General features: G+C 62.3%; 20 protein-coding genes. 7 read left to right on the plus strand and 13 right to left on the minus strand.

The window, feature by feature from the left end; genetic code table 11:
• Positions 1–20: 20 nt before the first annotated feature.
• The 6 genes from METLW4_RS0103530 to METLW4_RS0103555 form a co-directional block, all read right to left on the minus strand.
• On the minus strand, positions 21–2,483 hold the full coding sequence (locus METLW4_RS0103530) for a TonB-dependent siderophore receptor (RefSeq protein WP_018264825.1): 2,463 nt from the start codon (positions 2,481–2,483) through the stop codon (positions 21–23).
• 224 nt (positions 2,484–2,707) lie between these two features.
• Entirely contained in the window at positions 2,708–3,652 is a 945-nt protein-coding gene (locus METLW4_RS0103535; protein ID WP_018264826.1) for a FecR family protein, read from the minus strand.
• Positions 3,653–3,813: 161 nt separating this feature from the next.
• Entirely contained in the window at positions 3,814–4,419 is a 606-nt protein-coding gene (locus METLW4_RS23865) for an RNA polymerase sigma factor (RefSeq protein WP_371212313.1), read from the minus strand.
• On the minus strand, positions 4,416–4,715 hold the full coding sequence (locus tag METLW4_RS0103545; RefSeq protein ID WP_157234850.1) for a hypothetical protein: 300 nt from the start codon (positions 4,713–4,715) through the stop codon (positions 4,416–4,418). The genes METLW4_RS23865 and METLW4_RS0103545 overlap by 4 nt, the downstream gene beginning before the upstream one ends.
• 349 nt (positions 4,716–5,064) lie before the next feature.
• Entirely contained in the window at positions 5,065–6,366 is a 1,302-nt protein-coding gene (locus METLW4_RS0103550; RefSeq protein WP_018264828.1) for an MFS transporter, read from the minus strand.
• A 13-nt stretch (positions 6,367–6,379) separates the two neighbouring features.
• Positions 6,380–7,129 (minus strand): class I SAM-dependent methyltransferase, encoded by a 750-nt coding sequence (locus METLW4_RS0103555; RefSeq protein WP_018264829.1) that lies wholly within the window; start codon positions 7,127–7,129, stop codon positions 6,380–6,382.
• A gap of 242 nt (positions 7,130–7,371) precedes the next feature.
• On the opposite strand from METLW4_RS0103555, the gene METLW4_RS0103560 reads away from it, so the two are divergent.
• The gene (locus METLW4_RS0103560; RefSeq protein ID WP_018264830.1) at positions 7,372–8,085 is read left to right on the plus strand and encodes a FadR/GntR family transcriptional regulator; all 714 of its coding nucleotides are present in this window, start codon (positions 7,372–7,374) and stop codon (positions 8,083–8,085) included.
• Between the two features lie 483 nt (positions 8,086–8,568).
• Here METLW4_RS0103560 and METLW4_RS23870 read toward each other — a convergent pair whose 3' ends face one another.
• Entirely contained in the window at positions 8,569–10,578 is a 2,010-nt protein-coding gene (locus tag METLW4_RS23870) for a TonB-dependent siderophore receptor (RefSeq protein WP_157234852.1), read from the minus strand.
• Positions 10,579–11,106: 528 nt separating this feature from the next.
• On the opposite strand from METLW4_RS23870, the gene METLW4_RS0103575 reads away from it, so the two are divergent.
• Complete coding sequence (locus tag METLW4_RS0103575) at positions 11,107–11,784, plus strand: response regulator transcription factor (protein WP_018264834.1); 678 nt, start codon at positions 11,107–11,109, stop codon at positions 11,782–11,784.
• Positions 11,781–13,154 carry a sensor histidine kinase gene (locus METLW4_RS0103580; protein WP_018264835.1) on the plus strand — a complete coding sequence of 458 codons (1,374 nt, stop codon included), beginning with the start codon at positions 11,781–11,783 and terminating at the stop codon, positions 13,152–13,154. Before METLW4_RS0103575 ends, METLW4_RS0103580 begins: the two co-directional genes overlap by 4 nt.
• A gap of 45 nt (positions 13,155–13,199) precedes the next feature.
• Here the strand turns inward: METLW4_RS0103580 and METLW4_RS23880 are convergent, their stop codons facing one another.
• A complete protein-coding gene (locus METLW4_RS23880; RefSeq protein ID WP_157234854.1) occupies positions 13,200–15,437 on the minus strand; it encodes a TonB-dependent siderophore receptor in 2,238 nt (745 codons plus the stop codon).
• Between the two features lie 329 nt (positions 15,438–15,766).
• Between METLW4_RS23880 and METLW4_RS0103595 the strand changes: the two genes are divergently transcribed.
• From METLW4_RS0103595 to METLW4_RS0103605, 3 genes are read left to right on the plus strand one after another with little or no spacing between them, the layout of a single operon-like run.
• Positions 15,767–16,075, plus strand: a complete 309-nt coding sequence (locus METLW4_RS0103595; protein WP_157234856.1) for a DUF3649 domain-containing protein — start codon at positions 15,767–15,769, stop codon at positions 16,073–16,075.
• Positions 16,076–16,095: 20 nt separating this feature from the next.
• A complete protein-coding gene (locus METLW4_RS23885; protein WP_198290172.1) occupies positions 16,096–17,610 on the plus strand; it encodes a PepSY-associated TM helix domain-containing protein in 1,515 nt (504 codons plus the stop codon).
• Positions 17,607–17,939 (plus strand): DUF3325 domain-containing protein, encoded by a 333-nt coding sequence (locus tag METLW4_RS0103605; protein ID WP_018264840.1) that lies wholly within the window; start codon positions 17,607–17,609, stop codon positions 17,937–17,939. The genes METLW4_RS23885 and METLW4_RS0103605 overlap by 4 nt, the downstream gene beginning before the upstream one ends.
• A gap of 952 nt (positions 17,940–18,891) precedes the next feature.
• On the opposite strand, the gene istB is transcribed toward METLW4_RS0103605, so the two are convergent.
• From istB to METLW4_RS0103640, 5 genes are all read right to left on the minus strand, one after another.
• Entirely contained in the window at positions 18,892–19,674 is a 783-nt protein-coding gene (gene istB, locus METLW4_RS0103615; protein WP_018264842.1) for an IS21-like element helper ATPase IstB, read from the minus strand.
• Complete coding sequence (gene istA, locus METLW4_RS0103620; protein WP_157234838.1) at positions 19,664–21,193, minus strand: IS21 family transposase; 1,530 nt, start codon at positions 21,191–21,193, stop codon at positions 19,664–19,666. Before istA ends, istB begins: the two co-directional genes overlap by 11 nt.
• Positions 21,194–21,485: 292 nt before the next feature.
• A complete protein-coding gene (locus tag METLW4_RS0103625; protein WP_018264843.1) occupies positions 21,486–22,322 on the minus strand; it encodes a TauD/TfdA dioxygenase family protein in 837 nt (278 codons plus the stop codon).
• A 124-nt stretch (positions 22,323–22,446) separates the two neighbouring features.
• Positions 22,447–23,124 (minus strand): DUF3313 domain-containing protein, encoded by a 678-nt coding sequence (locus METLW4_RS0103630; RefSeq protein WP_018264844.1) that lies wholly within the window; start codon positions 23,122–23,124, stop codon positions 22,447–22,449.
• A gap of 287 nt (positions 23,125–23,411) precedes the next feature.
• On the minus strand, positions 23,412–24,074 hold the full coding sequence (locus METLW4_RS0103640; RefSeq protein ID WP_018264846.1) for an outer membrane protein: 663 nt from the start codon (positions 24,072–24,074) through the stop codon (positions 23,412–23,414).
• Between the two features lie 172 nt (positions 24,075–24,246).
• Between METLW4_RS0103640 and METLW4_RS23890 the strand changes: the two genes are divergently transcribed.
• Positions 24,247–24,936: a TetR/AcrR family transcriptional regulator gene (locus tag METLW4_RS23890; protein WP_018264847.1), complete on the plus strand. Its 690-nt coding sequence runs from the start codon at positions 24,247–24,249 to the stop codon at positions 24,934–24,936.
• Positions 24,937–25,251: the final 315 nt, after the last annotated feature.

Here is a 25,251-nt window from a genome sequence, read left to right on the forward strand (position 1 = left end):
AGCATGCCGCCGAAGGCGGCTCAGAATTCTACGCGTAACGAGCCGAGGAAAGTGCGGGGCGTTCCGGTCTGTATCGTGTAGCGATCGGTCGAGGAAGGATAATAGACCACATCAGTTATGTTCCTGACATTGAGCTGAGCGGTGACGTTGTAGCCCTCGATCTTTGTCGTATACGCGATCATGCCGTTGAGCAGTGCATAGCCCGGCAAGACGAAAGAATTGGCGTTGTCACCGAACGAGCTTTCCGAGACGAACACTCCCGCTCCGAGGCTCAAACCGCGAAACGCTCCGTCCGCATCATATTTGATCCAGAGATTGCCGTAGTTTCGTGGACTTCCCGCGAGTTTGAAGCCGGCGACCGGACGTTGCGTCGTTATTTCCGTCAGGGGATTCAGTGGCGATCCGATGACCGTGCGCACATCGTCATGCGTGTAGTTCGCGATGATGCTCCAATTGTCGTCGACGCGGCCCGTGAGATCGAATTCGAAGCCCTGGCTGCGCGCTTTGCCGATCAGCAGCGTATTGCCGGCGATGGTCGGGTCCGGCGTCGGAATATTGGTTTTCGTCAGGTCGAAATAGGACATCGTCAACGAAAGGCGCTTGTCGAAGAATTCGGCCTTGAGGCCGCCTTCATATTGCTCGCCCTTTTGTGGATCGAGAGCCGTGACGCCCTGGTTGAAGCCGTTGTTCGTGCCGAAGGACTGGCTGAAATTGCCGTAGAGCGTCAACCATGGTGTCGGCTGATAGGCAATGCCGACGCGCGGACTGAACGCCTTGGCGTATTGGAGCGCATAGGTCGCCTGCGCCATATACGGCGAGGTGGCGTTGGAGTTGATTCCGTATTCTGCCCAGTCGTATCGCCCTCCGAGCAGAACATGCACGGAATCGTCGAGGAAGGATATCATGTCCTGACCATATATCCCCTTCCAACTCTGACCGAGCACTCGAAATGTCTGCCCCCGGAAAGGATTCTCTATATTCCAATAGCTTGGTGAGTAGATGTTTATCGGACTGATGCCATAGGAGTACACGTTGTAGAGAGGCGTGGACGTGTTGAAATAGTCGAGACCTACCAATATCGAATGGCTGAGGGGACCGGTTTCGAATTTGCCTTTGAGGTCGAGGCTCGTCACAAAGTTCTTGGTGGTGTTTCCGGTGAAGTAATTCATCGTGCGCGTCAGCACGCCGGTGGCCGGATTGAAGCTCGAGCCGAAACTATCGGTGAGACGATAACCGAAATTCGAATAGGCGAGCTTGCTCGTCAGACTCCAATCCTCGTCGAATCGGTAGGTCCAGTCGTAAGCGATGCGTCTGCGCTCCACATTGTCGTGCAGCCATGTCGTGAGCGAAGGCTCCTGGAGATAGCGGTCGAGCGGGAGATAGGCAGGCCCTCCACCCACGGCCGGCAGCAAGGCGTAGTCGTCGACATTGTCTCGCCGCTGATATTCGAAATCGATATTCATCCGAAATTGTTCGATCGGATGGAGCGTGATGGTGGGAGCGATGAAGAAGTTCTTGTCAGTGACGAAATTTCGATAGGAATCGATGCTGTAATATTCGGCATTGAGGCGATAGAGCACACTCTTGTCGGCGATTACTGGGCCGGTTGCGTCGATCGTCGTCCGCGTGCCGCTGAAAGACGCCACTTGCTGCTGGACGGAATAATAGGGCGTTTCGAGCGGCCGTTTCACGACGAGATCGATGATTCCGCCGGGCTCCACGCGCCCATAGAGCATAGCCGCCGGGCCCTTCAGCACATCGATCGACTGGAGATTGGTCGTGTCGAGGTTTCGCATGCCGTATTCGAGCAATCCATTCTTGTAGGAATTCGCCGCGTTGGCGAAACCGCGCACCTTGTACTGTTCGAGGAAATTCGGCAGCAGCGTTACGCCGCTGACGTTGCCGACGATCGCATCCTTCACGCTGATCACCTGCTGATCGTCCATCGTCTGACGCGTCACGACCTGGACAGATATTGGTGTCTGGAGGAGCGGCGTGTCTGTCTTCAACGTCTGCGACGCGCTCTGAGAATTATACCCAGTGTAGCGGTCGCCCGGCCCCTGCGGCGCGCCGCCCGTCCCACTCATGGGCCGCTCTTTCTCCGCCGCGCCCACATCAATTGTCGGCAGCGGCGTCGCGCCAGAGGCGTCGCTGCGCACGCCATTGTCCGCCTGCGCCAATACAATCGTCACGGTGCGGCTAGTGGCCGCCATGCGATAGGAGAGACCGGAGCCCGCGAGCAGACGCTCCAACCCGTCCTTCACGGAATAGGCGCCGGAGAGCCCCTCCGTCTTCAGCCCCAGCGTGGCCGAGGAGTCATAGAGCACATGGAGGCCGTTCGCGTCGGCGAAGCTGTTCAGCGCCGCGGCCAAGGGCCCGGGCGCAATCCGATAGCTCTGCACCCAGCCGGCCCGTTCCTGCGGCGAAACGGAAGCCTGCGCCGGCGAATCCGACGCTCCCGCCCCGAAGGCAACGACCCCCATGGCTGTGATCGCCAGAGTTGATCCCATCGCTCCTTTGCCCGCGCCCTGGATCTCGTTCCGCAGTCCCGGTTTCGACATTGCCGCATCCCCGCATTTCGCTTGGGGCGAAACGCCCCTCACTGGGATTGACGCAGCAATCGGGAATCGGGGCAGTCGATCGTCGAAAAAGGAGAAAAAATTTTCGCGGGCGTGGCGAAGCAAACGGCGTCAGCGCTCAGCGAAAGTCACTCATATATAAGTATCAGGTAGTTGGTGAGATTCACCGCATGTAGTCCGAGCGAGGCTTCGACTTCCTCCAGCGCCGAGAGTGGATCGTCCGCGCCGAAAATGCCGGTGACGCGGCGCGCCCGCAGCGCTGGATTGGCGAAATAGACGAAGCCGCGATGGTAGCGTCCGAGCGCCTCGATCACCTCGCCGAGCGGCCTGTCCTCGAACATCAGCCGGCCGCGCCGCCAGGCGGTGACGCGCTCGACATTGGCGGGCTCCGCCGGCTGCACCGCGCCGTTTGTCGCATAGGCGCTCTGCTGACCCTCATCGACGATCACCTTCCGCCCCCCGCTCGCGACCGACACGCGATGCTGGGTGACTGTCACGCGCGCCTGCGCGTCCACGACCGCGACGTCGAAAGCCGTGCCCTGCGCCGTCGTCGAGCCGCCGGCCGCTTCGACGACGAAGGGGCGGGAGCGATCGGGCGCGACCTCGAACCACGCTTCCCCCGCGAGAAGGGCGAGGCGCCGCTCGCCGGCGCTATAACGAACCGCGATCGCCGATCGGGAGTCGAGCTCGACGCGCGAGCCATCCTCGAGCGTGATGCGCTTGGTCTCTCCCGTTCCGGCGCGATAATCGGAGCGCAGGAATAAGGACAAGTCGTCGAAGAAGACCGCGAAGGCGACCGACGCCGCGACGAGCGCCGCCGCCGGGAGACGCCGACTCCGCCCCGTTCGGACGCCTACGAGTCCTTTGGACTGAGCGGGATCCATGTCGATCAAATGCCCGCACATGTCCGAGATATCATCGAAAGCTGCCCGGTTCGCCGTATCCGCTGCGAGCCAAGCCTCGAATTCCGTCTGCTCGCAGCTCGTCGGCGCACGGTTCTTTCTCCGCAGCCACCACTCGATGGCCGCGTCGCGCGGGTCTTCACCGCGTGAATTGCCGTTGCTTTCGTTCATCTCGACGACCGCCCGATCGGCTGCGCTTCGCCACGCGCTCCGCGCGTGGGGCAAGCAGACGCTCGCATATAGTACGACGCGCCGGCGGGGAAAAAGGGCGGTCTCATGGAAAAAATCAATCCAAGGCCGCGCGGCAGCGCTGAAGGGCGAGGCGCATGTGCTTATGCGCCGTATTTCGGGCGATCCCCAGTCTCGACGCGATCGATCTCCTCCACGGGCAAGCCTTCATACATGAACAGCACGAACACTTCCCGGCATCGTGGCGGCAGCGTTTCCACGGTGGCGCGCAATCTGCGCTTCTTTTCTTCCAGCGCCAGTCGTTCGTCGGCCGGGACGGCGCCGGACGGCGCCTCCACCGGGGCATCGCCGAATTCGAGGCATGCGGCCTCGGTCGAGCGGCGCCGCGCAAAATCACGGGTGAGATTGACCGCGACCTGTCGCAGGAACGCCGGCGGATCGGCGATGGCGTCGAATTCGCCGCGTCGGAGCGCGCGAACGAATGTCTCCTGCAACAGATCGGACGCGTCCTCGCGGCCCACCCGGCGCGTCAGATATCGGAGCAATCCATGCCTGTTGCGCAGGAACAGCTCGTGGAACCAAGCTGATTTCTTATCCGGCATATGCGGTTTCCGGCGACATATCGAATCGCTAGCCGAGGTCGGGCGTGCGACCGTCGATTCAGCGCTCCGAGGGGCGGGCGGATATTCAAAATGAGAAGCGGCCGTTTGCTGAGGCCAGGAGGCGTTGTGATTGCCTCGCGCAGTCAAACCATCGGCGGAGCGCGCGACGACCAGGAGCTGATCCAGCCGGCGGGCGGCGCTGCTTCGACGATCGGGAGCGCGCCGGCGAGAAAGGCTTCAGAGGCCGGAAATGAAAGGCCGACGTTCTTCGGCAAGTCCGAGAGAAAGCCGGTGAGCTCGTCGAGATCGCCAGAGCGGCAAGGAATGCAGCAGGAGCAAGAGGCGTGCGGCCCTCGAGAATGCCTGTGCTCGTCGGCATGATCGGCGGCGACGCAACGATCGAGGTCTCCAGAGGAGACGCCCACCACGGCGGCTCGGGACAAAACGGCTCCCGCCGCGCCTTGCATGACGAGGGCCCACGCCAGGAGCCCCGCGAGCAACGCGCGGGCTATCCCCTTCGACCAGGGCGCGAGCTTGTCCATGCGCCCACGGAACCGCTGAAGCCCATCGGTAGTCAAGGCAGACAACAGGAAGCGAGACGAAAATCCATTCACTGTGGCAGAGCCGCAACAGCGCTTGAACGGCGAGGGAATGTCTGCCGCCGAAAAAACCAGTCGTTCGCCGTTCGGGCGCGACGGGCCCGCTTTGGGGCCAACTTTCACGTTCGTTTACTGTAAGGATGCGGAGGAGTGGACGTTCGAGCCGAGGCGCCTCCGCTATAAGCCTATTGCCTCACCTTTCGCTCCGTAGCAAGCCGATTGCCGCGCCGAACAGGCAGAGTGCCGACATGTAATAGATGGGCGCCATGGCAAGGGCGCGCTCTCCTACCAGGAACGCCATCAAAGGCGGCGTCGTTCCGCCGATGACGGCGTAGGCCGTGTTGTAGGACAAAGCGAATCCCGTGAATCGCAGTTCGGGCGGGAAGCTGCGGATGATCAGATAGGGGGTGAGCGTGATCGTCCCTATCGCGAAACCGCCGATCGCATAGAGATGCAGCGTCCATGCGCCGCCGTTGCCGAGGGAGAAGCCGAGCGCGGCGACAACCGCCGTCATCGCAGCGCCGCCGATCGCATAGGCTTTCCCGCCGCCGATGATATCCGTCACGCGGCCCACGAAGACGCTGCCGAGGATCAGTAGCGTTATGGACCAGCAGTTGGCGGTGAAGACATCCGCCGCCCGATAGTCGAATTGCGACTGAAGATAGGTGGGCAAATAGAGAAAATAGGTCACGAAGACGCCGGCGAATACCCAGGTCGCGGCCATGGAGACGAGAACCTCGCTCTTGCAGCGCGTGAAGACGAGCGAGATCGGTAGTCGGGCGTCAGCGACACGTCGTTCACGAAGCGCCTCGAAGACAGGCGTCTCTCGCAAATGCTTCCTCAGATAGACCGAGATCAGGCCGAAGACGCCGCCGAGGATAAAAGGAATGCGCCAGCCCCAGGCGACGAGATCATCGGCGGCGAGGCTCGCCGTCAGTATTTTGGCGGTGAGCGCGCCCATCAATATTCCGCAGCAAAGCCCGCCCATCAGCAGCCCGCAGGCGAAGCCCACTCGGGATTTGTGGACATGCTCGGCGCAGAAGATCCATGCGCCGGGCACTTCTCCGCCCACCGACAGCCCTTGCAGCAGCCGGCAGAACAGGAAGAGGAGCGGAGCGGCGAAGCCGATCGTCTGGTAATCGGGCGTCAGGCCGACCAACAGCGTGGGAAATGCCATCAGGAAGAGGCCGAGCGCGAACATTCTCTTGCGGCCGACGCGGTCGCCGAAATGCGCGAAGACGACGCCGCCGATCGGGCGCACGAGATAGCCGGCGGCGAAAATGCCGAAGACCTGGAGCTGCGAGAGCCATTGCGGGCTGTCATGCGGGAAGAAGACCGCGGCGAGGGTCTTGGCGAAGAAAACGCCGACGATGAAATCATAATATTCGAGCGCGCCGCCGAGAGACGCGAGCGCCAGCGTCTTCGCCTGTTCACGAGAGAGACCGCGCAACGCTTCGATTTCGTCGGACGCCAGAGGACGGGTTTGGATTGTCATGGGTCTGTTCCGATCAATCGATGTCGCGCGCCGCGCTCGAAGGCTTCGTCGCCGTCACCAGCATATCGACGCCCTCGCGATAATTCGACCGCACATCGGCGAATCCGAGAGCGCGCATTGTCGATAGAGTCGCCGAAGAATACATGAGACGACTGGCGGATTCGTCGCTGAAGAGATGCACGATCCAATCCTCGAGGAGATCGTAGCGCTTCGCCTCGCCGAAGACCTTGAACATGTTGCGGACGTCCGCCTGGGTGGATGCGAGCTGAAGAGCGTAATCATCCAGCGCGAAACGATCGCCGTTGACGAACAGGCCGCCCGGCTCGAGGACTCGCAGGATCTCCGCGAAGAGCTCACGCCTGTAGCGATGATCGAAATTATGGATGGCGTAATTGGAGGCGACGAGGTCGATGCTCTCGTCGGGCAGCGCTCTCAGATAGACGAGCGCATCGCTCTCGATGAATTCGACGCGGCCGGCGCGGGCATAGGAGGCGAGATTTTCGCGCGCCTGATTCAACATCGCCGGCGAGGCGTCGACCGCCAGAAGGTTCAGATCATCACGCTGCGAGAGCAGCGAGCGCGTGCTGGTTCCCGTGCCGCAGCCGATCTCCAGTCCCCGTAGGGCGGCGCCGGGCCGCCAGGCTGCGACAGTCGCGCCGAGATTCGTCGTCACCGTCACGATGTTGGGGCAGATCATCGGAAGGAAATCATATTCCTCGCCGATAGGGCCGGTAAAAAGATTGTTGTCGCCCGCCGAAGCCATGATCGTCGTCCCTTTTGCCCGTCTGCTTCTGCGGCAGACTCCTCCCGGCGCCTTTTCCGACCCGATCGCGTCGAGCCGGGACGCTTAATCCCGAGTCGTCTCGATATCGACTCCCCATGCGAGGCTTCGACATTCTATTCATAGGTTGATAGGATCATCCTATGTTTATCTGCCGCCGTCAAGCTCCAGACCGCCTCGTCATCGACTGGGGAGGACCGGCGTCTTCTGATATGAGGTCGAATATGTCGTCCCCGACCACGATTCCGCAGGCGCCTCGGCGTTCGCTCGTCGAGTCCACGATCGATCTGATCCGCGCTCAGGTCGAAAGCGGCGCTTGGAAAGTCGGCTCGAAGATCCCCAACGAACAGGAGCTCGCCGACATGCTCAATGTGGGCCGGAACACGGTGCGCGAGGCGATCCGCGTTCTCTCCCACGCTGAGGTTCTCGAAGTCCGCCAGGGCGACGGCACTTATGTGCGAACGAATGTGGATGCGGCCGAGACGATGCGCCGGATCGGCCGCTCCAGCCTGCGAGAGCATTATGAACTACGGGCGATGCTAGAAGCCGAGGCGGCTCGGCTCGCCGCGACGCACCGCTCGGAGGCCGACGTCGCATTCTTGAGAGAGCTGCTGAGCCGGCGCGGCGAACGCAGGGACCATGTGGCGCGTGAGGATTTCGTCGACGCTGACATAGAGTTCCACGGAGCTATCGCGCGCATGTCGGGCAATGCGGCGCTCGCCGAGCTCTATCGCTATTTCGCGGGCTCCGTGCGCGTCTATATGTCGGAGGCGCTGGACGAAGGAGACCTCCCCAATCCGGGGCTCGACGTCCATGCCATCATCATCGATGCGATCGAGCGTCGCGACGGCGACGCGGCGGCCGCAGCGGCGCGCGCGGTGGCGGCTCCCGTGATCGCCGCGCTTTCGATGGAGCGGGCGAAGCCCTCGAAAGGATGAGGGTGCTTCGGGACGAGCGGAAATTGACGTTCCGCTGCCTCTATACGCTATCGAGCGGCCGAGGCCACGCCCGTAGTGATGGCAAGGTCCGCGTGGGTCAGAGTTGCACGTTCACCGTCCCGAACGGCTACGTGGCGCCATAACCAGCCATTCGTCGCCGACGATCGGAGGTCCGCTTTCCCTAGATGTCGCGGACGTTCGTCACGACGAATCCCCCGCGGCGCGGCGGCGTCCATGACTTCACTTTCGAGGCCGGCTCATGCATCGCTTCCGGGCGCACCAAATTTTCCACGTCCGATTGCAGCGCGAACAACGTGATGAGGCGGTGAATCCGGCGGCCGTCGCCGACCGGCTTCTGGATCGTTGTTGGAAAAGATCGCGTGACCCACGATGGCGCGGTAATTCCCGACCTCAACCCAATTCAAAATGCCTCGCCCGGGGACCGGATGATCGTGGCGCGTGCTTCGATCGCCAGGGCCAGGGTCACCAACGATAGAACAACGTTCCGACGATCGATCGCTCTGCGCCCCATTGGCAATTCGTCGTCGCTGTACAGACGATGTGCAGCCTGTCCAGCAAATTATTGACGTTCAATTGCAACCTGAAGCGCTCGAGCTCGGGAATGTGTTTCGGTTCATAGTGCAGGGTGAGATCGACCAGCGTGTAGCCCTTGTTCTGCACCGTGTTGGCGGAGTCCGCATAAGTCGGGCCGATGGCGCGCACGCCTGCGCCTATGCCGAAGCCTCTCGCGCTCCCATCCTGAATCGTATAGTCGGCCCATAGGGAGCCATAGTCTTTGGCGATATAGGCCGGGCGCCGGCCGATGAAGCTCACGCCCTGCGAATTCGCGTTGTCTTTGGTCACTCGGACAGGATTGTGCGTATAGGCGGCGACGATGTCGAGGCCTGGGATCGGATTGAGCGTCGCCTGGACCTCGAGGCCATTCGAATTCACCTCGCCCGTCTGCACTTTATAGGTCGTCGCCGGGCGCGCAGGGTCCGGCGTCAACACATTCTGCTGCGTGAGATCGAAATAGGCGATCGCGAACATGCCGGGAAAGTCTTGCGGCTGATATTTGAGGCCGCCTTCGATCTGTTCGGCGAAAGTCGGCTTGAAGGGATTGCCGCCGAAATCCGTTCCCGCCGTCGGAAGGAAAGCGCGCGAATAGCCGACATAGGGGGCGAGACCGAAGGCAAAGAGATAATTCAGTCCGACGCGATAGCTCGGCTCATTATCGGTCTTGATGGCGACTGCGCTGGTGCGATAATTCGTCGTCGTCGAGCGGGCGTCGTCGTACCGCGCTCCGATGGTCAGCACGAAATTGTCGAATTTTATCTGGTCCTGGCCATAGAATCCGAGCTGCGTCGCCGTCTGATGCGAATAGCTCGTGACGGTCGTCGGCTGCGTCACGAGCTGCCCATAGACGGGATAGACCAAGGAGAGCGTTGGTCCGCCGCCGGCGCGCGTGCGCGTCGTGTAGGTCGCCGATTGATAATCGATTCCCGCCAACGCCGTATGCTCGAGCGGCCCCGTGGCGAATTTCGTCTCGGCCGCATTATCGAGCGCGAAGGAATAGATTTGCTCGTCGATCATAGTGGCGCTGCGATTGACGATTCCGGTCGCGGTGATGCTGGAGGCGGTCATATTGTTGTATTGCAGATCGTGAGCGCCGTAGCGCATGTTCTGCCGAAACGTGATCGCGTCGCCGAGCTTGTGCTCGAAGCGATAGCCGACCGTTCCTTGCGTGACGTCGCTCTTATTGAAGCTCGGATCGCCGGTCATGATCCGCGTGTAGCTCTGATTTGCGAATGTGAGGGTGAAAGGACCGGCGGATCTATTGTGCAGCCAGTCTCCCAGAATGGTCAGGCTGGTGTCATCCGTCGGCCGCCACGTCAAAGACGGCGCCACATATTGGCGAATGTCGGGAACTGACTTGTCGCCATCATATCTGAACTGCGTCTCGCTGTCGCGAACCATGCCGACGATGCGGTAGAGAAATCGTTTGTCCGCGTCCAACGGGCCGCTGAAATCCACGGCCCCTTGCTTGCGATCGAAGGTTCCGCCCTGCATGTAGACTTCACCCCGCGCATTGTCTGTGGGCTTCTTCGTGACCTTGTCGATGACGCCGCCGGGACCTCCTTGCCCATAGAGCACCGAGGACGGCCCTTTGAGCACGTCGACGCGCTCGAGGCCATAGAACTCTGTGAGAAAGCGTCCCCACACGCCATTGGCCTCGCGCAAGCCGTCGCGATAAAGCCCATTGGTGGTCGCATCGAATCCGCGAATGATCGGCGCGTCGAACAGCGGACGCGAGTCAGCGCCATAAGGCTCCGCGAAGACGCCTGCCGTGTAGCGGAACGCCTCGCCTTCACGCTGCACATTGCGCACCTCCATCTGTCGGCGCGTGACGACGGAGATCGACTGCGGAACCTCGAGAATCGACGCATTCGTCTTGGTTCCGGCCGTGCTCCGGCTCGCGACATAGCCTTGCACGCCCGTCGCCGCATCGCTTTGTCCTCCGCCGACTGTCGTGGGACCGCCTCTCGTCGTCGCCGAAGCGCTTTCGTTTCTCGGCGCGACGCGCGATGGCGCGCGAGCCGGACGCGACTTCGCCGCTCGCGCGACGGCGCGGGCAGCGGCTCTTTGCTGCGGCTTCGGCTGCGGCGCCTCCACCCTCACGGCGGGCAAGACCGACGACGCCGTCTGTTGCCCGAAGGCGGGATCGTTCGAGAGTACGGTCGTGGTCAGCAGAGATGCGGCGGCGGCCCAAATCGCATGACGAAGCAGAACAGACATCAGACATGGCCTCCGGCGAGATTTTCGTCCGGCTCGCCAAACCCTTGGAGGCGCGGCTGCCGATCATGACAGCCATGGTTACGCTGATGAACCTTACACCAATCTGCCAAGCTGAAGGCTTCGGAAAGTTTCCAGAAAGAAGCCCCTCGGGTGGCGAGGCGAGAGTTCGCGGTCTAGTCTCTGCCGGGGTTTGTGCCGCGTCCGCCGCGGCCGGGTAGCGCGCGAATGCGAATTCTGATCGTCGAAGACGAGGCCGATATGGCTCGGCTCATCGGCAAGAGGCTGGAGAAGGCCGGCTATGCTTGCGACCATGTCGGCAATCTCGCCGACGCTCTCGAAGCGCTGAAGCAATTTCCCTATCAGCTGACATTGCTCGATCGGCGCTTGCCGGACGGCGACGGCGTGGAGGCGGTTCCGGCCTTGCGCGTATTGCGGCCGGGCTTGCGCATCATGATGGTGACCGCGCTCGATGCGCCTCGAGAGCGGGTGGAAGGGCTGGACGCGGGGGCCGACGACTATCTCGTCAAGCCTTTCGACGGAGAAGAGCTGATGGCGCGCGTGCGGGCGCGTCTGAGATCGCCGAGCGGCTCGAGGTCTCCAGAGATCACGGCCGGCGCCTTGTCCTTCGATCCTGGCGACCAGCAGTTTCGCGTGGCCGAAAATCCGATGAAACTCCACAAGCGAGAGTTCGCCCTCCTCGAATCGCTTATCCTGCGCATCGACCGCGTGGTCGCTCGCTCCATTTTGATGGAAGAAGTGTATGGTTTCGACGACATCGTGTCGCCGGGTGCGCTCGACACGCTGGTTTCCCGTCTGCGCAAGCGGCTCGAAAACGCCGACGCGCGCGTCGAGATTCATCTCGTGCGAGGGCGCGGCTATCTCTTGAGCGAGGCCGGCGCATGATCCCGTTCCGCTCGGTCACGGCGCGGCTTTCGGTCTATGTCGCGATCGCGCAGGTCGCCGGCTATGTCGTGACGCATGTCTGCGTTCATATTCTCGGCGCGTTCGGCGTGATTCCCGGCGGACCCGAATATTGGAACGACCTCGCCTTTCCGAAAATCCATGCGTTGGCGGCGGCGTCCGTCACGCGTGTGCCCGATGGAATTTTGCGTCTCGATCCGACGCCAGAATTGCGGGCGTCCATGGAGCTCATGCCGTCTCTTCGCATAGCGATCATTGATCCGAGAACGGCGGCAGAATTGCCAGGATCGTCGCCGGAGCTCGTGTCGCGCATCAAGGCCAAGGACGGCGTCAGGCCGATCAGCCTGTCCTATCGGATCGATGGCGAGGCAGGAACAGATTTCAAAGGAGCGCTCGTAATGACGAACACGCGACACGGCGCTTTGGAGATCGCGACTTATGGATACGCATCGTCATGGCGTGACTTTCCTTACTGGATGTATGTAGCCGGGCTGGGAGACATCAGATATCATCTCATTGAGATCGTCATCGTCGCGATCATCGGATGGGTGACGCTGAAGCGCGGGCTCTCGCCCCTCGATGCACTCGTCGGACAAACCAGGCTGATCGATCTCGTGTCGCTCGACCGGCGCCTGTCGCTCTCCACAGCGCCATCCGAAATTCGGCCACTCGTCGCCTCGTTGAACGAGGCGCTCGAGCGCCTCGACGACGACATCAAGCGCCAGCGCCGCTTCCTCGCCAACGCCGCGCATGAGTTGCGGACGCCAGTTGCTATTCTCACCGAACGCCTGAACCATCCGGAGGAGGCCGGGTTCATCGGCGACATGAAACGCGATGCAAGGCGGATTCGCTCGATAGTGGAACAGCTTCTAGCGTCTGCGCGTTTGCAGGGCCGCCCCGAGGCGGCGACCTCGGTCGATCTCGCCGAGGTCGCGCGGGCGGCCGTTGACGACTATGCGCTGCTGGCGCTCAAGAGCCGGCGCCATCTCGCATTGGAGACGCCGCCGGCGTCGGTCGTCGTCGTCGGAGATCGGCAGGCGTTGGAAAGCATCATCTGCAATCTCATCGACAATGCGCTGCGCGCCGAGCCGGAAGGAGGCACAGTGCTCGTGCGCGTCGACTGCGACGCTACAATAACCGTGATCGATCATGGAGACGGCGTGGCCGCGGCCGATCACGAGCTGATCTTCGAGCCGTTCTGGCGCAAAACCGATACCAAGCCCGGCGCCGGGCTCGGGCTCGCAATCGTCAAGGAGCTGATGGAAACGCATGGCGGCGGCGTCATCCTCGAGGCGACGCCCGGCGGCGGCGCTACATTCAAATTGTCCTTTGCGGCGGCGGACATCGATTAGCCCATTTCATCTAGCTTGGACGTGAACGTTCACTGTGAGGGCTCTTCACCAACGATAGCGCAATGTCGCCACGAGCTTGCGGCGTTCGCCATAAAAGCACTCTGGCGCGCTGTAATAGCAGGCGGCGACATAAGCGTTGTCGAGAAGGTTGGAGACGTTCAATGCGAGACGCCAATTGTCGCGCTCATATCCGATCATCGCGTCGAGCACCGCATAATCGGGAACCCGGTAGACGACGGCGGGGGCGGCGAGCGGCGGCGAGAAGCTCGGGCCGGTGTAGCGCAAGCCGGCGCCGAAGCTCAGCCCTTGCAGCAGCTCCGTCTCTCGCGCGCCGAGCGCGGCGAAGTCCGGCCGATAATTGAACCAGACCGCGAAAGCGTTGCGGGCGACGCCCGGCATGGACTGCCCCTGCGTGCTGGTGGCGCTCTGCATGATCTTGTTCTCGGTGAAAGTGTAGGAGCCGAGGAGATCGAGATTGCGGTCGATCGTCGCCTTGCCCTCGAGCTCGACGCCGCGGGAGCGTACCTCGCCGATCGATATCTGCGCCGACGGATTGATCAGACGATGCGAAGCATCGGGGTCGGCGCTCGGCACATTCTGCTGCGTCAGCTGATAGGCCGCAAAGCTCAGCATATAGTCGGAGCCCGGCGGCTGGAGCTTGAAACCGACCTCATATTGCTCACCCGTCTTCGCCTTCAGCAGCGCGCCTGTGTAATCCATCGCCGTTTGCGGCTCGAAAGAGCTGGAGTAGCTCGCATAGGGCGAAACGCCTTCATCGAAGAGATACATGAGCGCTGCGCGACCGGTGAAGGCGTCCTGCTTGGACGGCGTGACCGTGCTGGCCCGATAGGCGTAAGTGGTCTGCGTCGTCCAGTCCTGACGACCGCCTCCCGTGATTAGCCAATGCCCGTCGAGCTTGATCTGATCCTGGAAATAGACGCCGAGCTGATCGTTGACAATCAGGCTGTCGATGGTCGGCGTCGAATTGAGGATGACCGGCGAGCCAGAGACAGGGTTGAACAAATCGAGCGCCGCGACCGTCCCGCGCCAGGTCTTATAATTCCAGCGATAGTTCTGATAATCGAGTCCTGCCAGCGCCTTATGCTCGAGCGGGCCGGTGTCGAAGCGCGCCTCGATCTGATTGTCGACGGTCCAGCTGCCATATGTATCGCGGCGGCTGTAGCCGAAGCGGTTGAGATAGCGCCCGTTCGCCTGTAGCGAGCTGCCATAGGCCGAATCCCATGCGAGCGCCGATCCCCAGCGATTGAAGTTTTGCCGCACGGTGAACATGTCACCGAAGCGATGCTCGAACTGATAGCCGACCGCATAGACCTCGGTCGTGTATTTGTCGAAATTGGGCTCTCCCGTGAACATGTGTCGAGGCAAGACGCCGTTGAGGTTGTACGCGACGCTACCGGCCGCCGGCAGTCCCCAATTGAACGCGGTGCGACTGTCCTGATAGCGCGCGAGAAGCGTGAGGGACGTGTCGGACGATGGCTCGAATCGTAGCGCCGGCGCAATGTAGCGGCGATCATCCGGGACATGGCTCACCATCGTGTCGCTATCACGGAAGAGGCCAGTCAGACGATAGGACCAGACGCCTGCTGGATCGATCGCGCCGCGAAAGTCGCCAGCGATCTGCTTGCGATCGAAGCTGCCGAGCTCCGCTTCCAGTTCACGAAGCGGCTCGGTCGACGGACGCTTGGTCACGAGATTGATGAGCCCTCCGGGCGCGATCTGGCCGTAGAGCACCGAGGCCGGGCCGCGAATGACCTCGACGCGCTCCAATCCGTAGGGTTCGGAGGGCTCCGCATAAGTGCCGCCAAGTTGCTTGAGCCCGTCACGATAGATCGCCATCGGCGCGCTCGCGAGACCGGCGGCGAAGCCACGAAGATTGAAGGAATCGTCGGTGAGATTTACGCCGCGCTCGCCGCTGACTCCGGTCGTGTAGCGCAAGGCGTCGTAGATCGTCGGCGAACCTTGGAGATCGAGCTGCTTGCGCGTGACGACCGTCACTGATTGCGGCGTCTCGAGCAGCGGCGTGTTCGTCTTGGTGGCGGCGGACCCGCCTCTCGCGACAACGGCTGAATTATCGTCGGTCTTGCGCTTCTCGCCCGTTGCTTTCTCGGCGCCGATATCGATCGTATCTAGAGCGATCGGCTGTTCTTCGGCAAGGACGGGGGTAACGGAAAGGAGACCGATCGGCAGACAATTGATCGCGATGGTTTCGAGTAGGCGTCCACGCCGGATCGCACGGAGGCGATGCGATTTTTTGAGAAACATGGCGCAAAACTCCCCCGAGATTGCGTGTGCGTCGAAAGCGAATGCGCGAACGACGCCGATATGGCGGAGATCACGCTCTATCACGAGCAATGACGATCACGATCGAGGAATGCTTCCAATCTATGCATCGAAAGGTCTATTACGGAACTCTTCCAAACAAGCTGCTTCGCACGATCGCCAGCAGCGCAATCATCGGATTTCTGCGCTAGGTTTCACGATCGTAGCAAGGCGCGCAAGCGCGCGCTTCGTGCTTTGACGAGGATCGAAAGCGCTTGGCCTCCATTCACGAAAGGGCGAGCAGGAGCGAGCAACGAAGGAGCAAGAGCGTCTTGTCTAGATTGTTTCATGGCGTATCGGCGAATCGCCGTCTCGGGATTTTTTTCCGAATCTTTGCGGCGATCGTCGGCGGCTATGCGCTCGCATCGCTATTCGTCGTCTCTGTCTCGGTTTCCTCGCACGCCGCCCGCGCCGACGCCGTGCTCACAGGCATGATGACGAGCTTCGCCGTCTATGTCGGCGCATTCCTCTGGTGCTTTGCGGCGTCGAGCGCGCTTCGGGCATGGCTCGGGCTTCTGGTCTGCGCTGCGCCGCTCGCGGCGATGGCGGCGGCGCTGTCAGTGTCGAGGAGCCTATGGTGAATGGATCGCTTTTTCGATCGATGCTATGGCTGCACGGCTGGGCGGGGCTGCTAGCGGGCTGGCTTCTCTACGCGATTTTTCTCACGGGCAGCGCGACCTATTTCCGCTCCGAGATTTCGCATTGGATGCGGCCGGAGCTCAGTTTTTCCGCCGATACGAAGGATGATGCGCAAATCGCCGACGCGGCCCTGCGCCGTCTTCGAGCGATTGGCGGCGACGCCGAGCGATGGCGGGTGACCTTGCCGAATGCGCGCGAGCCGGCGACGGAGATTCATCTCTGGCGTAAATCCGGAAAGGAGCCGAGCTTCGTTCACGAATGGCTCGAGCCGGCGAGCGGCGCGCCCTCACCGGCGCGTGCGACGCTCGGCGGTGACTTTCTCTATTATTTCCACTTCGACCTTCAGATGCCGTCGATCTGGGGACGATTGCTCGTTGGCCTCGCGGCGATCGTGATGCTGGCCACTCTCGTTAGCGGCGTCGTTGCGCATAAGCGCCTGTTCGTTGACTTCTTCACCTTTCGGCCCGATGCGACGCGGCAGCGCGCCTGGCTCGATGGCCACAACGTCGCCGGCGTGCTGGCGCTGCCGTTCCATCTCGTCATCACCTATACGGGACTGGTCACTTTGATGTTCCTCTATATGCCCTGGGGAATACATGTCGCGTATCAGGGCCGCGCGCAGGCGTTACTCGCCGAGGCCGGTCTCGGCGCTCCGACGCCGGCAATCTCGGATCCTGCGCCTCTCGCGCCCATCGCGCCGCTACTCGCGGAAGCGCGGCGACGTTGGGCCGGCGGTCGCGCCGGAGTGATCGATATCTATCGGCCGGGCGAAGTCGGAACGCTCATCGAGTTGACGCGCGACGCCTCCGAAACTTTAGCCTATCGCTACGACAAGCTGCGTTTCATCGGACCAGACGGGAGATCGATGCCACAGCCGCCGCCGTCGGCGGTCGTCACCACTCAGATGACAATGTACGGGCTGCATGTCGGTCGCTTCGCCGACGCGACTCTGCGGGCAGGCCTGTTCATTTGCGGATCGGCAGGGACAGCGATGATCGGAACGGGTCTCGTGCTGTGGTCGGTCAGCGCGCGCCGGCGCGAGACGTCGCGCATGGGAATGCTTCTCATCGAGAGGCTGAATATTGGCGTGATCGTCGGATTGCCGATCGCTGTGGCGGCGTATTTCTGGGCTAACAGGCTGCTCCCTTCCGCCTATCCCGGTCGCCTGCTAGGCGAGCCTATGATGTTTTTCTCGACCTGGCTCGCCGTGTTCCTCGTCTCGCTTTTCCCTTGGCGCCGTGCGCCCTGGGAGACGATGCTGCTCGTCGCCGCCGTAGCCTTTGCCGCTTTGCCGCTCGCCGACGCGGTGGCCTATCGCAAGGGAGAGATCGCTTCCTATGATCGAGTCTTTCTCGGATTCGACGTCGCCATGGCGGTAATCGGATGCACGTTCGCAGCGATCGCGAGAAAGCTGCGTAAAGAACGCACGAGCGCGAAAATCATCGATCAGATTCCTACGAGAGAGTTCGTCCCATGACTCCGATTGTTTTCGTTCTCGGCTATTGCGGCTCTTTCGCCGCAGCGCTGGCGATGAACCGTCACCATCAGCAGGTGTTCGGACGGCGCGCCAGCAAGACAAACAAGGTAGCCGCGCGTTGCCTGAGCTGTGTGCTTTTTGTCTCTACTTTCATTTCCGCGACATTGGCGCGAAGCGGCTCGATCGGCGTCGTCGCATTCGTCATTGCAGCCTCCGTCGGAGCGCTACTGGCTACTGTCCTGCTCGCCTACGCTCCCCGATTTGCGGCGGCCGTCGCCTCGTTCGCGAGTCTGATCGCAATTCTCGAGATGATCTTGGACTCAGCGTGATGTCACTGAAGTGATCGCCCAACCTCGCTCGAACGTGTGTGTCCCTCTCCTCGGCGCGTTCGTGCGGCCTTCGAGATAGCAACGGCTGAGGGGGAAGAAAGGACTTTTTTCTATTGCGGAGCCGCAATACGAAAAAGAAGCAAGGGATGCTGTCCTGGTGGCCGTTGCGTGACCCCTGCCCGGAAATGTCGCCCTTCGGCCTAACCCGACGTTGGGCCTATCGGCGCGACAGGTCTGCAAGGGGTCGTGTGTCACGAGCGCGCCGTCGCGAGTATCGGCGGCGCTCAACTATACGAGAGATGAAGGAGGGCCCTTCGAGTTCGGCAATCAGGTGCCGATCTCAAGCCACCGCAAGCAGCTTCGGTCAAGAGCCGTGGTTGTGAGCGTTGCGGAAACGCCGGGACATGATTCCGGCAGGCAAGGTCGAGAGAGGCGAGCGAAAGCAAACCGTCGATGAAGTGTCGAAAGCGGTTAGGCGATGTCGAAACCGGGGGGTGACCCTTCCTCCGGGATAAGTTCGGGAGATACCTGATACGGCCCGAACGGCATCCGGCATGTAGGCGGCGCGAAGCTCGACCAGGCTTTCGTATGGAACGTGAGAACCTGGGCTCCGTCACGCCGATGGCGTGAAGCGACAAGCCACAAGCGGCTCCAACCGCGAGGGTGAGAGTAGCTATGCGGAGCACAGGGACGGAGCAGCCCGTAGTAGTGATGAAGGTTCTGTAATGGGACTGGAGCGAAGGGGCTGCGTTGTTCAGCCGAGGCCGCGGGCCAACCGGCGACGGGAGGAGTCCGTGGACAAGGTAAAGCCGTTCGACATCCCTAAACGGGAGGTCTGGGAAGCCTTCAAGCGTGTGAAGGCCAACCAGGTGTCGATTTCCGTCGAGATTTGACCCAGGATTTCCATTGAGAATTGACCCGGGTTGAAGATGGCTTGCGGGTCAGTCGGTCGTCAAGTTTTGGTCTTCTCCTTTGCAGGTTTGTCCGCCGTCGCCGAGCTGTCCTTGAACCGGAAGCTGTCGTTCCCGGTTTCGAGGATGTGGCAGCGGTGAGTGAGGCGATCGAGCAGAGCCGTCGTCATCTTGGCGTCCCCGAAGACGGCGGCCCATTCGCCGAAGCTCAGATTCGTCGTGATGATGACGCTGGTCCGCTCGTAGAGCTTGCTCAGCAGATGGAACAGCAGCGCCCCGCCGGAGCCGCTGAACGGCAGGTAGCCGAGCTCATCGAGGATGACGAGATCGGAATGAACGAGCCGCGCCGCGACTTGGCCCGACTTGCCTTGGTGCTTTTCAGTTTCGAGCGCGTTGACGAGCTCGACGGTGGAGAAGAACCGCACGCGCTTTCTGTGATGCTGGATCGCCTGGACGCCGATTGCTGTCGCCAGATGCGTCTTGCCCGTGCCAGGTCCCCCGACCAGGACGGCGTTATGCGCATCTTCGAGGAACTCGCAGCGATGAAGCTGGCGCGCGAGCGCCTCGTTGACCTCACTGCTGGCGAAGTCGAAGCCGGCGAGATCGCGATAGTTCGGGAACCGCGCGGATTTGAGCTGGTAGGCGATCGATCTCACCTCCCGGTCGGCGGTTTCCGCCTTCAAGAGTTGCGACAGGATCGGCAGCGCCGCCTCGAAGGCCGGGGAGCCTTGCTCGGTCAGCTCGCTGACGGCTTGCGCCATGCCGTGCATTTTGAGACTGCGCAGCATGATGACGATGGCGCCGGCGGCAGGATTATGACGCATGGCGCGCCTCCCGACCTTTGCGCAGCGCGTCGTAACGCTCGACATTGGCCTGCGGCTCGGTGGTGAGCGTCAGCGCATTGGGCGGCTTCACGGGCGGCGCGTCGACCGGCTTGCCGTCCACCAGGCGATGCAACAGGTTCAAGATGTGCGTCTTGGTCGGCGCGCCGGCCGCCAACGCCAGTTCGACGGCGGTCAGCACGGCCTGCTCGTCGTGCTGTAGGACCAGAGCCAAAATCTCGACCATCTCACGGTCGCCGCCCGGCTTCTCGAGCATGCGCTGTTGCAGCGTCCGTAAGGCGACCGGCAGTTCGGCGAAGGGCGCGCCGTTGCGCAGCGCGCCCGGCTTGCGCTGGATGACGGAGAGATAATGCCGCCAGTCGTAGACCGTCACGCTCTTGTCGTTATGCGAACGGGCGAAGACGCGGGCGTGCTCGCACACGATCTGCCCCTCGGCGGCGACGACGACGCGCTCGGGGTAGACCCGCACGCTGACGGGGCGATTGGCGAACGAGGCCGGCACGCTGTAGCGATTGCGCTCCAGATGGATCAGGCACGTCGGCGTGACCCGCTTGGTGTGTTCGACGAAGCCGTCGAATGGCCGCGGAGGCTGCATCAGCTGCGGAACCTCCTCGCGCCAAGCGTCCGCGATCGTCCCCGGCTGCGCGCTGTGCGGAATCTCGGCCCACAGCTCGCGGCATCGCGCCTCCAGCCAGTCGTTGAGCGCCGCCAGCGACGGAAAGCTCGGGATCGGCTGCCAGAGGCGGTGACGAGCGTCCTGAACGTTCTTCTCGATTTGCCCCTTTTCCCAGCCGGAGGCCGGATTGCAGAATGCGGCCTCGAACAGGAAATGGCTGACCATGGCGGCGAAGCGGGCGTTGACCTGGCGCTCTTTGCCGCGCCCGACCTTGTCGATCGCCGTGCTCATATTGTCGTAAATGCCTCGCCGGGGCACGCCGCCCAGCACGCGGAAGGCGTGATTGTGAGCGTCGAACAGCATCTCATGCGTCTGTTGCGGGTAGGCGCGGAGGAAGAACGCGCGGCTGTAGGAGAGCTTGAACTGGGCGACCTGCAACTTCGTCCGCTCGCCCGCGATGATCGCCCAATCCTCCGACCAGTCGAACTGGAACGCCTCGCCGGGTAGAAACGTCAGCGGCACGAACGCGCCGCGCCCGCAGGTCTGCTGCTCCCGATGCCGCGCCGCCCTCCACTCCCGCGCGAAGGCCGCCACGCGATTGTAGGAGCCGTCGTAGCCGAGGGCGACCAGATCCGCGTGCAACTGTTTGACCGTCCGCTTCTGCTTGCGCGACTTTGCGGCCTCGTGACGCAGCATGTGCGCCAGCTTGTCGGCGAACGGGTCGAGCCGGCTCGGTCGATCGGGCGTGGCGAACCGCGGCTCGACGCTGTCCGAGCGCAGGTATTTGCGCACGGTATTGCGCGACAGCCCCGTGCGTCGCGCGATCTCTCGGATCGAGAACTCCTGCCGATATCGCCAGCGTCGGATGACGCTCAATAACTCCATGTCGATCACTCCCAGGTCCCCCGCGACGGTCGAGGGGGAAAGGTTCGAACATGGGTCAGTTCTCGGTGGAAAAACCCGTGCTGCCTGGGTCAGCTCTCAGTGGAAATCAACATTGCCGCGTCTTCGAGTTCCGAGCGGCGGCGCGGCGCATAGAAAATTTGGCTAGAGGGATCGAGGCGACCAACCACCGCTCGTGCGAGTTATTAGCTCGGCTCGGGGCGCCCGCATTCCAAAGCGGAGCGGGCGGCGACGCCCAGCGGCCCGCTCCGACGCGCCCGAGCCGAGGCGCTCGTCACTTCAAAGGCTCCTCGCCGGCGATGGTCGTTCGCGTCATCAGCCGGCCGCTCTCCGCGTCATAGGGCGTGACGCGATGCATGGTTCCGGCGTTGTCCCAGATGAGCAGATCGCCGAGGCTCCATTCGTGCCGATAGACGAAGCGCTTCGATGTCGCCCATTCCGTGAGCTCGGCGAGAAGCGCGCCGCTGACATCGGGCGTCAGACCTTCGATATGCGACGCCGTGCATCCGAGCGCGAGCGACTTGCGTCCTGATTTGTGGGTCCAGACCAGCGGATGCGTCTTTGGCGCATGGCGTCGCCATCGGCGCAGCTCGTCTTCCGTGGGCGTGGGGTTCACGAGACGCTGGGCCGCTTCGACGCTATGAACGACGCGGAGTCCTTTTATGGACGACTTGACCGAGACCGGCAGCTCGTCCCAAGCTGCGTAGCAATTGCTGAATTCGGTCTGACCGCCGGTCGGCGACAAACGCTTCGCATTCAATATCGCCGCGCGCGCCGGAATATCGTCGCTCGCCCCGTCGAAATGCCAAAAGAACGATCCTCTCAAGTATTCGGCCGCGAATGCGTCGACTTGTTTGTCGAGCGTGATCGGCACAAGTCCGTCTCCGCGCAAGGGGACGATCTCGCCGAGCGTCCGGGAGAGCGCGAGGTGCTGCGCATCATCGAGGTGCAGCTGAGGAAAGACGATCACGCCGCGTCGTTCCAGAATGTCGCGAATCTCCGCCGCATATTCCCCGCGCGTTAGGGCCGCGACATCCATCTCGATCGAAGATCCGATGCGCGGCGTCAAATCGAACATCTCGAAGCCACGCCGAATGGTGATGGCGTTCATGCTCGCCTCCTCATGTATGTATCGAGCGCCCCCCGCCCGTGACATGGAAAGAAGCTCGGCTCGCCGAAGACGATGTGAGCGCTCGGGCCGCGCTGTCTCGTTGCGACCCGCAGCGGAAACGGCGTCAGGACTTCGCCGAGCGGGAAAGCTGCTCCAACAGGTCTTCAGCGCCTTTCTCTATCCCCGTCCGGGCGGCGGATAGCGCGCCGACGCTCGCCGGAATATTCAGCGGGCTGGGATATTGCTTGGCGACGAAAGCCGTGAGCAGTCGGTTATCGGAGGCGTCGCGTATCTCGACCGCATAGATCGCCGAGCCGGTCATCAGACCTTCGCCGCCGCGCACCGTCTGCACGCCATTATAGAGGCCGCCCGCGAGATCGAAGCGGGACAGTGTGCTGAGGACGGGCGTGCTCGTCACAGCGCCGGTCAACGTCAATTTCAGCCGCAGCGTATTCGCTCCTGGCCTGTCCGTGATGGTGAAGCGGCTTTTGAGCTTTTCGGCGAATTCGCTCTGCATGTGCTCGACGAGCGAGGCCTTGTCCGCTTCGGCCATATCGCCGAACTGATGATCGGCGCCGCGATAGATCGCGACGGGATCGATGATGATCTTATTATACGCTCGCCAGTCGGTCACGGCGGCATAGCGAAAGGGGATGCGCTTGGCGTCGCCTTGCCGATTGGGAGCCAAATGCGCCGAGGATGGAAGCCCGGCATAAGCGATCGGCTCCACGCTCGAACAGGCGCTCGCTCCGAGGCAGAGCAGCGCGACAGTCGGTCGAAGCGCTTTATCCAGTGTCGCCATGCTATTCTCCTTTGCGCTCGGCGCCGCGCATTTGCGGCCCGGCGTCGTCTTTCGTTTTTTCGAAGTTTGTGAGAGCGCGCCCGAGTCGGAACCTCGGACCGATCCGAGACGCACTCCGATTTTGCGCCACGCCGCAGGAACGAATAAGCAGCTGCGTCCGCCGAGCTATCGGCGGCAGGGCGCCCGATCATCTGGCCGTATCGAGTCGAAGCTCATGATTGCATTCGGCGCGGCGACAGCGATGGCCGCCTCAGCGGCTTCGCCATTTCATCCTCGCCCTCGCATCGTCACGGCTGCGAGAACAGATTGAAGTGATAGTTCACGCCGACTCGGATCGTGTGGAAACGCGCGTGCCGATCCGAGGCGTTGTTCCTGATGTCGCGAAAAATATCCGTATAGAGATATTCGAGCTTCGCGGACCATTTGGGCGCGAAAGCCCATTCGACGCCGCCGCCCGCAGTCCAGCCGACGCGCAGCTTTCCGTCGCCGGCGATCTTCGGCTCGCCGAAGGCCATGCCGCCCGTGCCGTAGATCAACAGGCGCGGCTCCGTGAGCGCGACGCCGACGCGTGCTCGCGCGGTTCCGAACCATGGCAGCGACGCGTCGCGATGATAGGGGCCGTCGTCTCGCGCCTTCAGGCTCGATGCCTGAAAATCATTTTCCGCGCCGATGACGAAACGTGGCGTCAATTGATAATTGAAGCCGATCTGGCCACCGCCGCCGACGCCGCTCGGCGATTTGTCGCTATACGCATCGGCGCCGAAGCCCGCGCCCACTGCGCCGCCTGCGTTCAGGCCGCCGTATAGGCCAGTCCAGGTGAACGCCCGCGGCGGCGGTTCGAAAGCGATAGCCGGCTTCATATACGGCAGATCGGCAGCGCGCGCTGCGCTCGCGCCCGCCGCGATGACGCAGAGCGCCCCCGCCAAATACGTCGAATATTTCTCGATCATGTTTTCGTTCCCCTGCGCTCGGGCGTCGTCCGAGCCGCCGAGAAGGAAAATACGCGAGACCGATCGAATGTCAACAAGGTTGACACAACGATGTTGACACAAGCGCCTTCGGGACCCATTTGACGGTCGTCACGAGACGAATAATCTGCGCGGAAACGGGAGGCGGATCGATATGGCGACGCTGGCGGAGCTTCAGGAAAAGCGCGGCGGAGAGATCACGCGGCGGCGCATACTCGAAGCGGCGCGCGCGCGCTTCTCCACCGCCTCCTATGAAGATGTGAAGCTGCGCGACATCGCCGCCGAGGTCGGAGTGGATGTGGCGCTGGTCCATCGCGCCTTCGGTTCCAAGGAGCAGCTGTTTTCGGCGGTTCTCTCGACCTCCAAGGAGGTCGAGTCGCGGTCTGCTCTCGACGCGAGCCGGCTCAGCGCCGACTTCGCGGACGGATTCTTCAGCGCAGCAGGCCAGAACGAGACGCTTCAGATCGTCGTGCGTTCGCTGACCAATCCGCAAGCGCGGGAAGTGTTGCGCGCTCGCAGTCTCACCGAGTTCATCGGACCCGTCGCCGCCGCGCTCGAGGGGCCGTCGGCGCACGAACGCGCGACCTTGTTCAACGCCTGCCTCGTCGGAATGGCGATCTTTCGCGAAGTCTTGGGGGCGGAGGCTCTGCAAGACGACAATAGCGCCAAGACGCGGCCCTTGATCGAGAGGATTCTAGCCGCTTGCCTCGCCGAGGGCGGCGCCGCCGAGCCGAAAGAGGATGATTCGACAAAGGCGCCTCGTCGAACGAGGAGGACAATAGAGAAGCCGGCGACTACGAAGGTGGGTAGACGACGCGCGCCGACGAAAACGCGCAATGCCTGACCTCACCCAGGGCCCGAGCCGTCAGGAATCGCGATCGCCGAACGACAATGCCACAAATCGAGACTTCGCTTTGAACCGGTCCGTGGCGGCAATGGCGCTCTAATCGGCTATTGCCGTCGTCGCAGAACTCGAGAAGCTTCGGAAAGCGGCGCCAGGGCGGCGCGCGGACCCGATCGAAACGCTCGACGCGCGGCCGTCGGCGATGCGCGACTTCAGCAGTTCGACGACTTTGGACCGAGCGGCGCCGGCGACCGGAAGCAGCGCCGATCTGCGCGAAGCCGAAACACGAGCGCTCTCGGCGCTCGCGGCCGAGCG

This window comes from Methylosinus sp. LW4, from assembly GCF_000379125.1.
In the GTDB taxonomy this organism is placed as follows: Bacteria; Pseudomonadota; Alphaproteobacteria; order Rhizobiales; family Beijerinckiaceae; genus Methylosinus.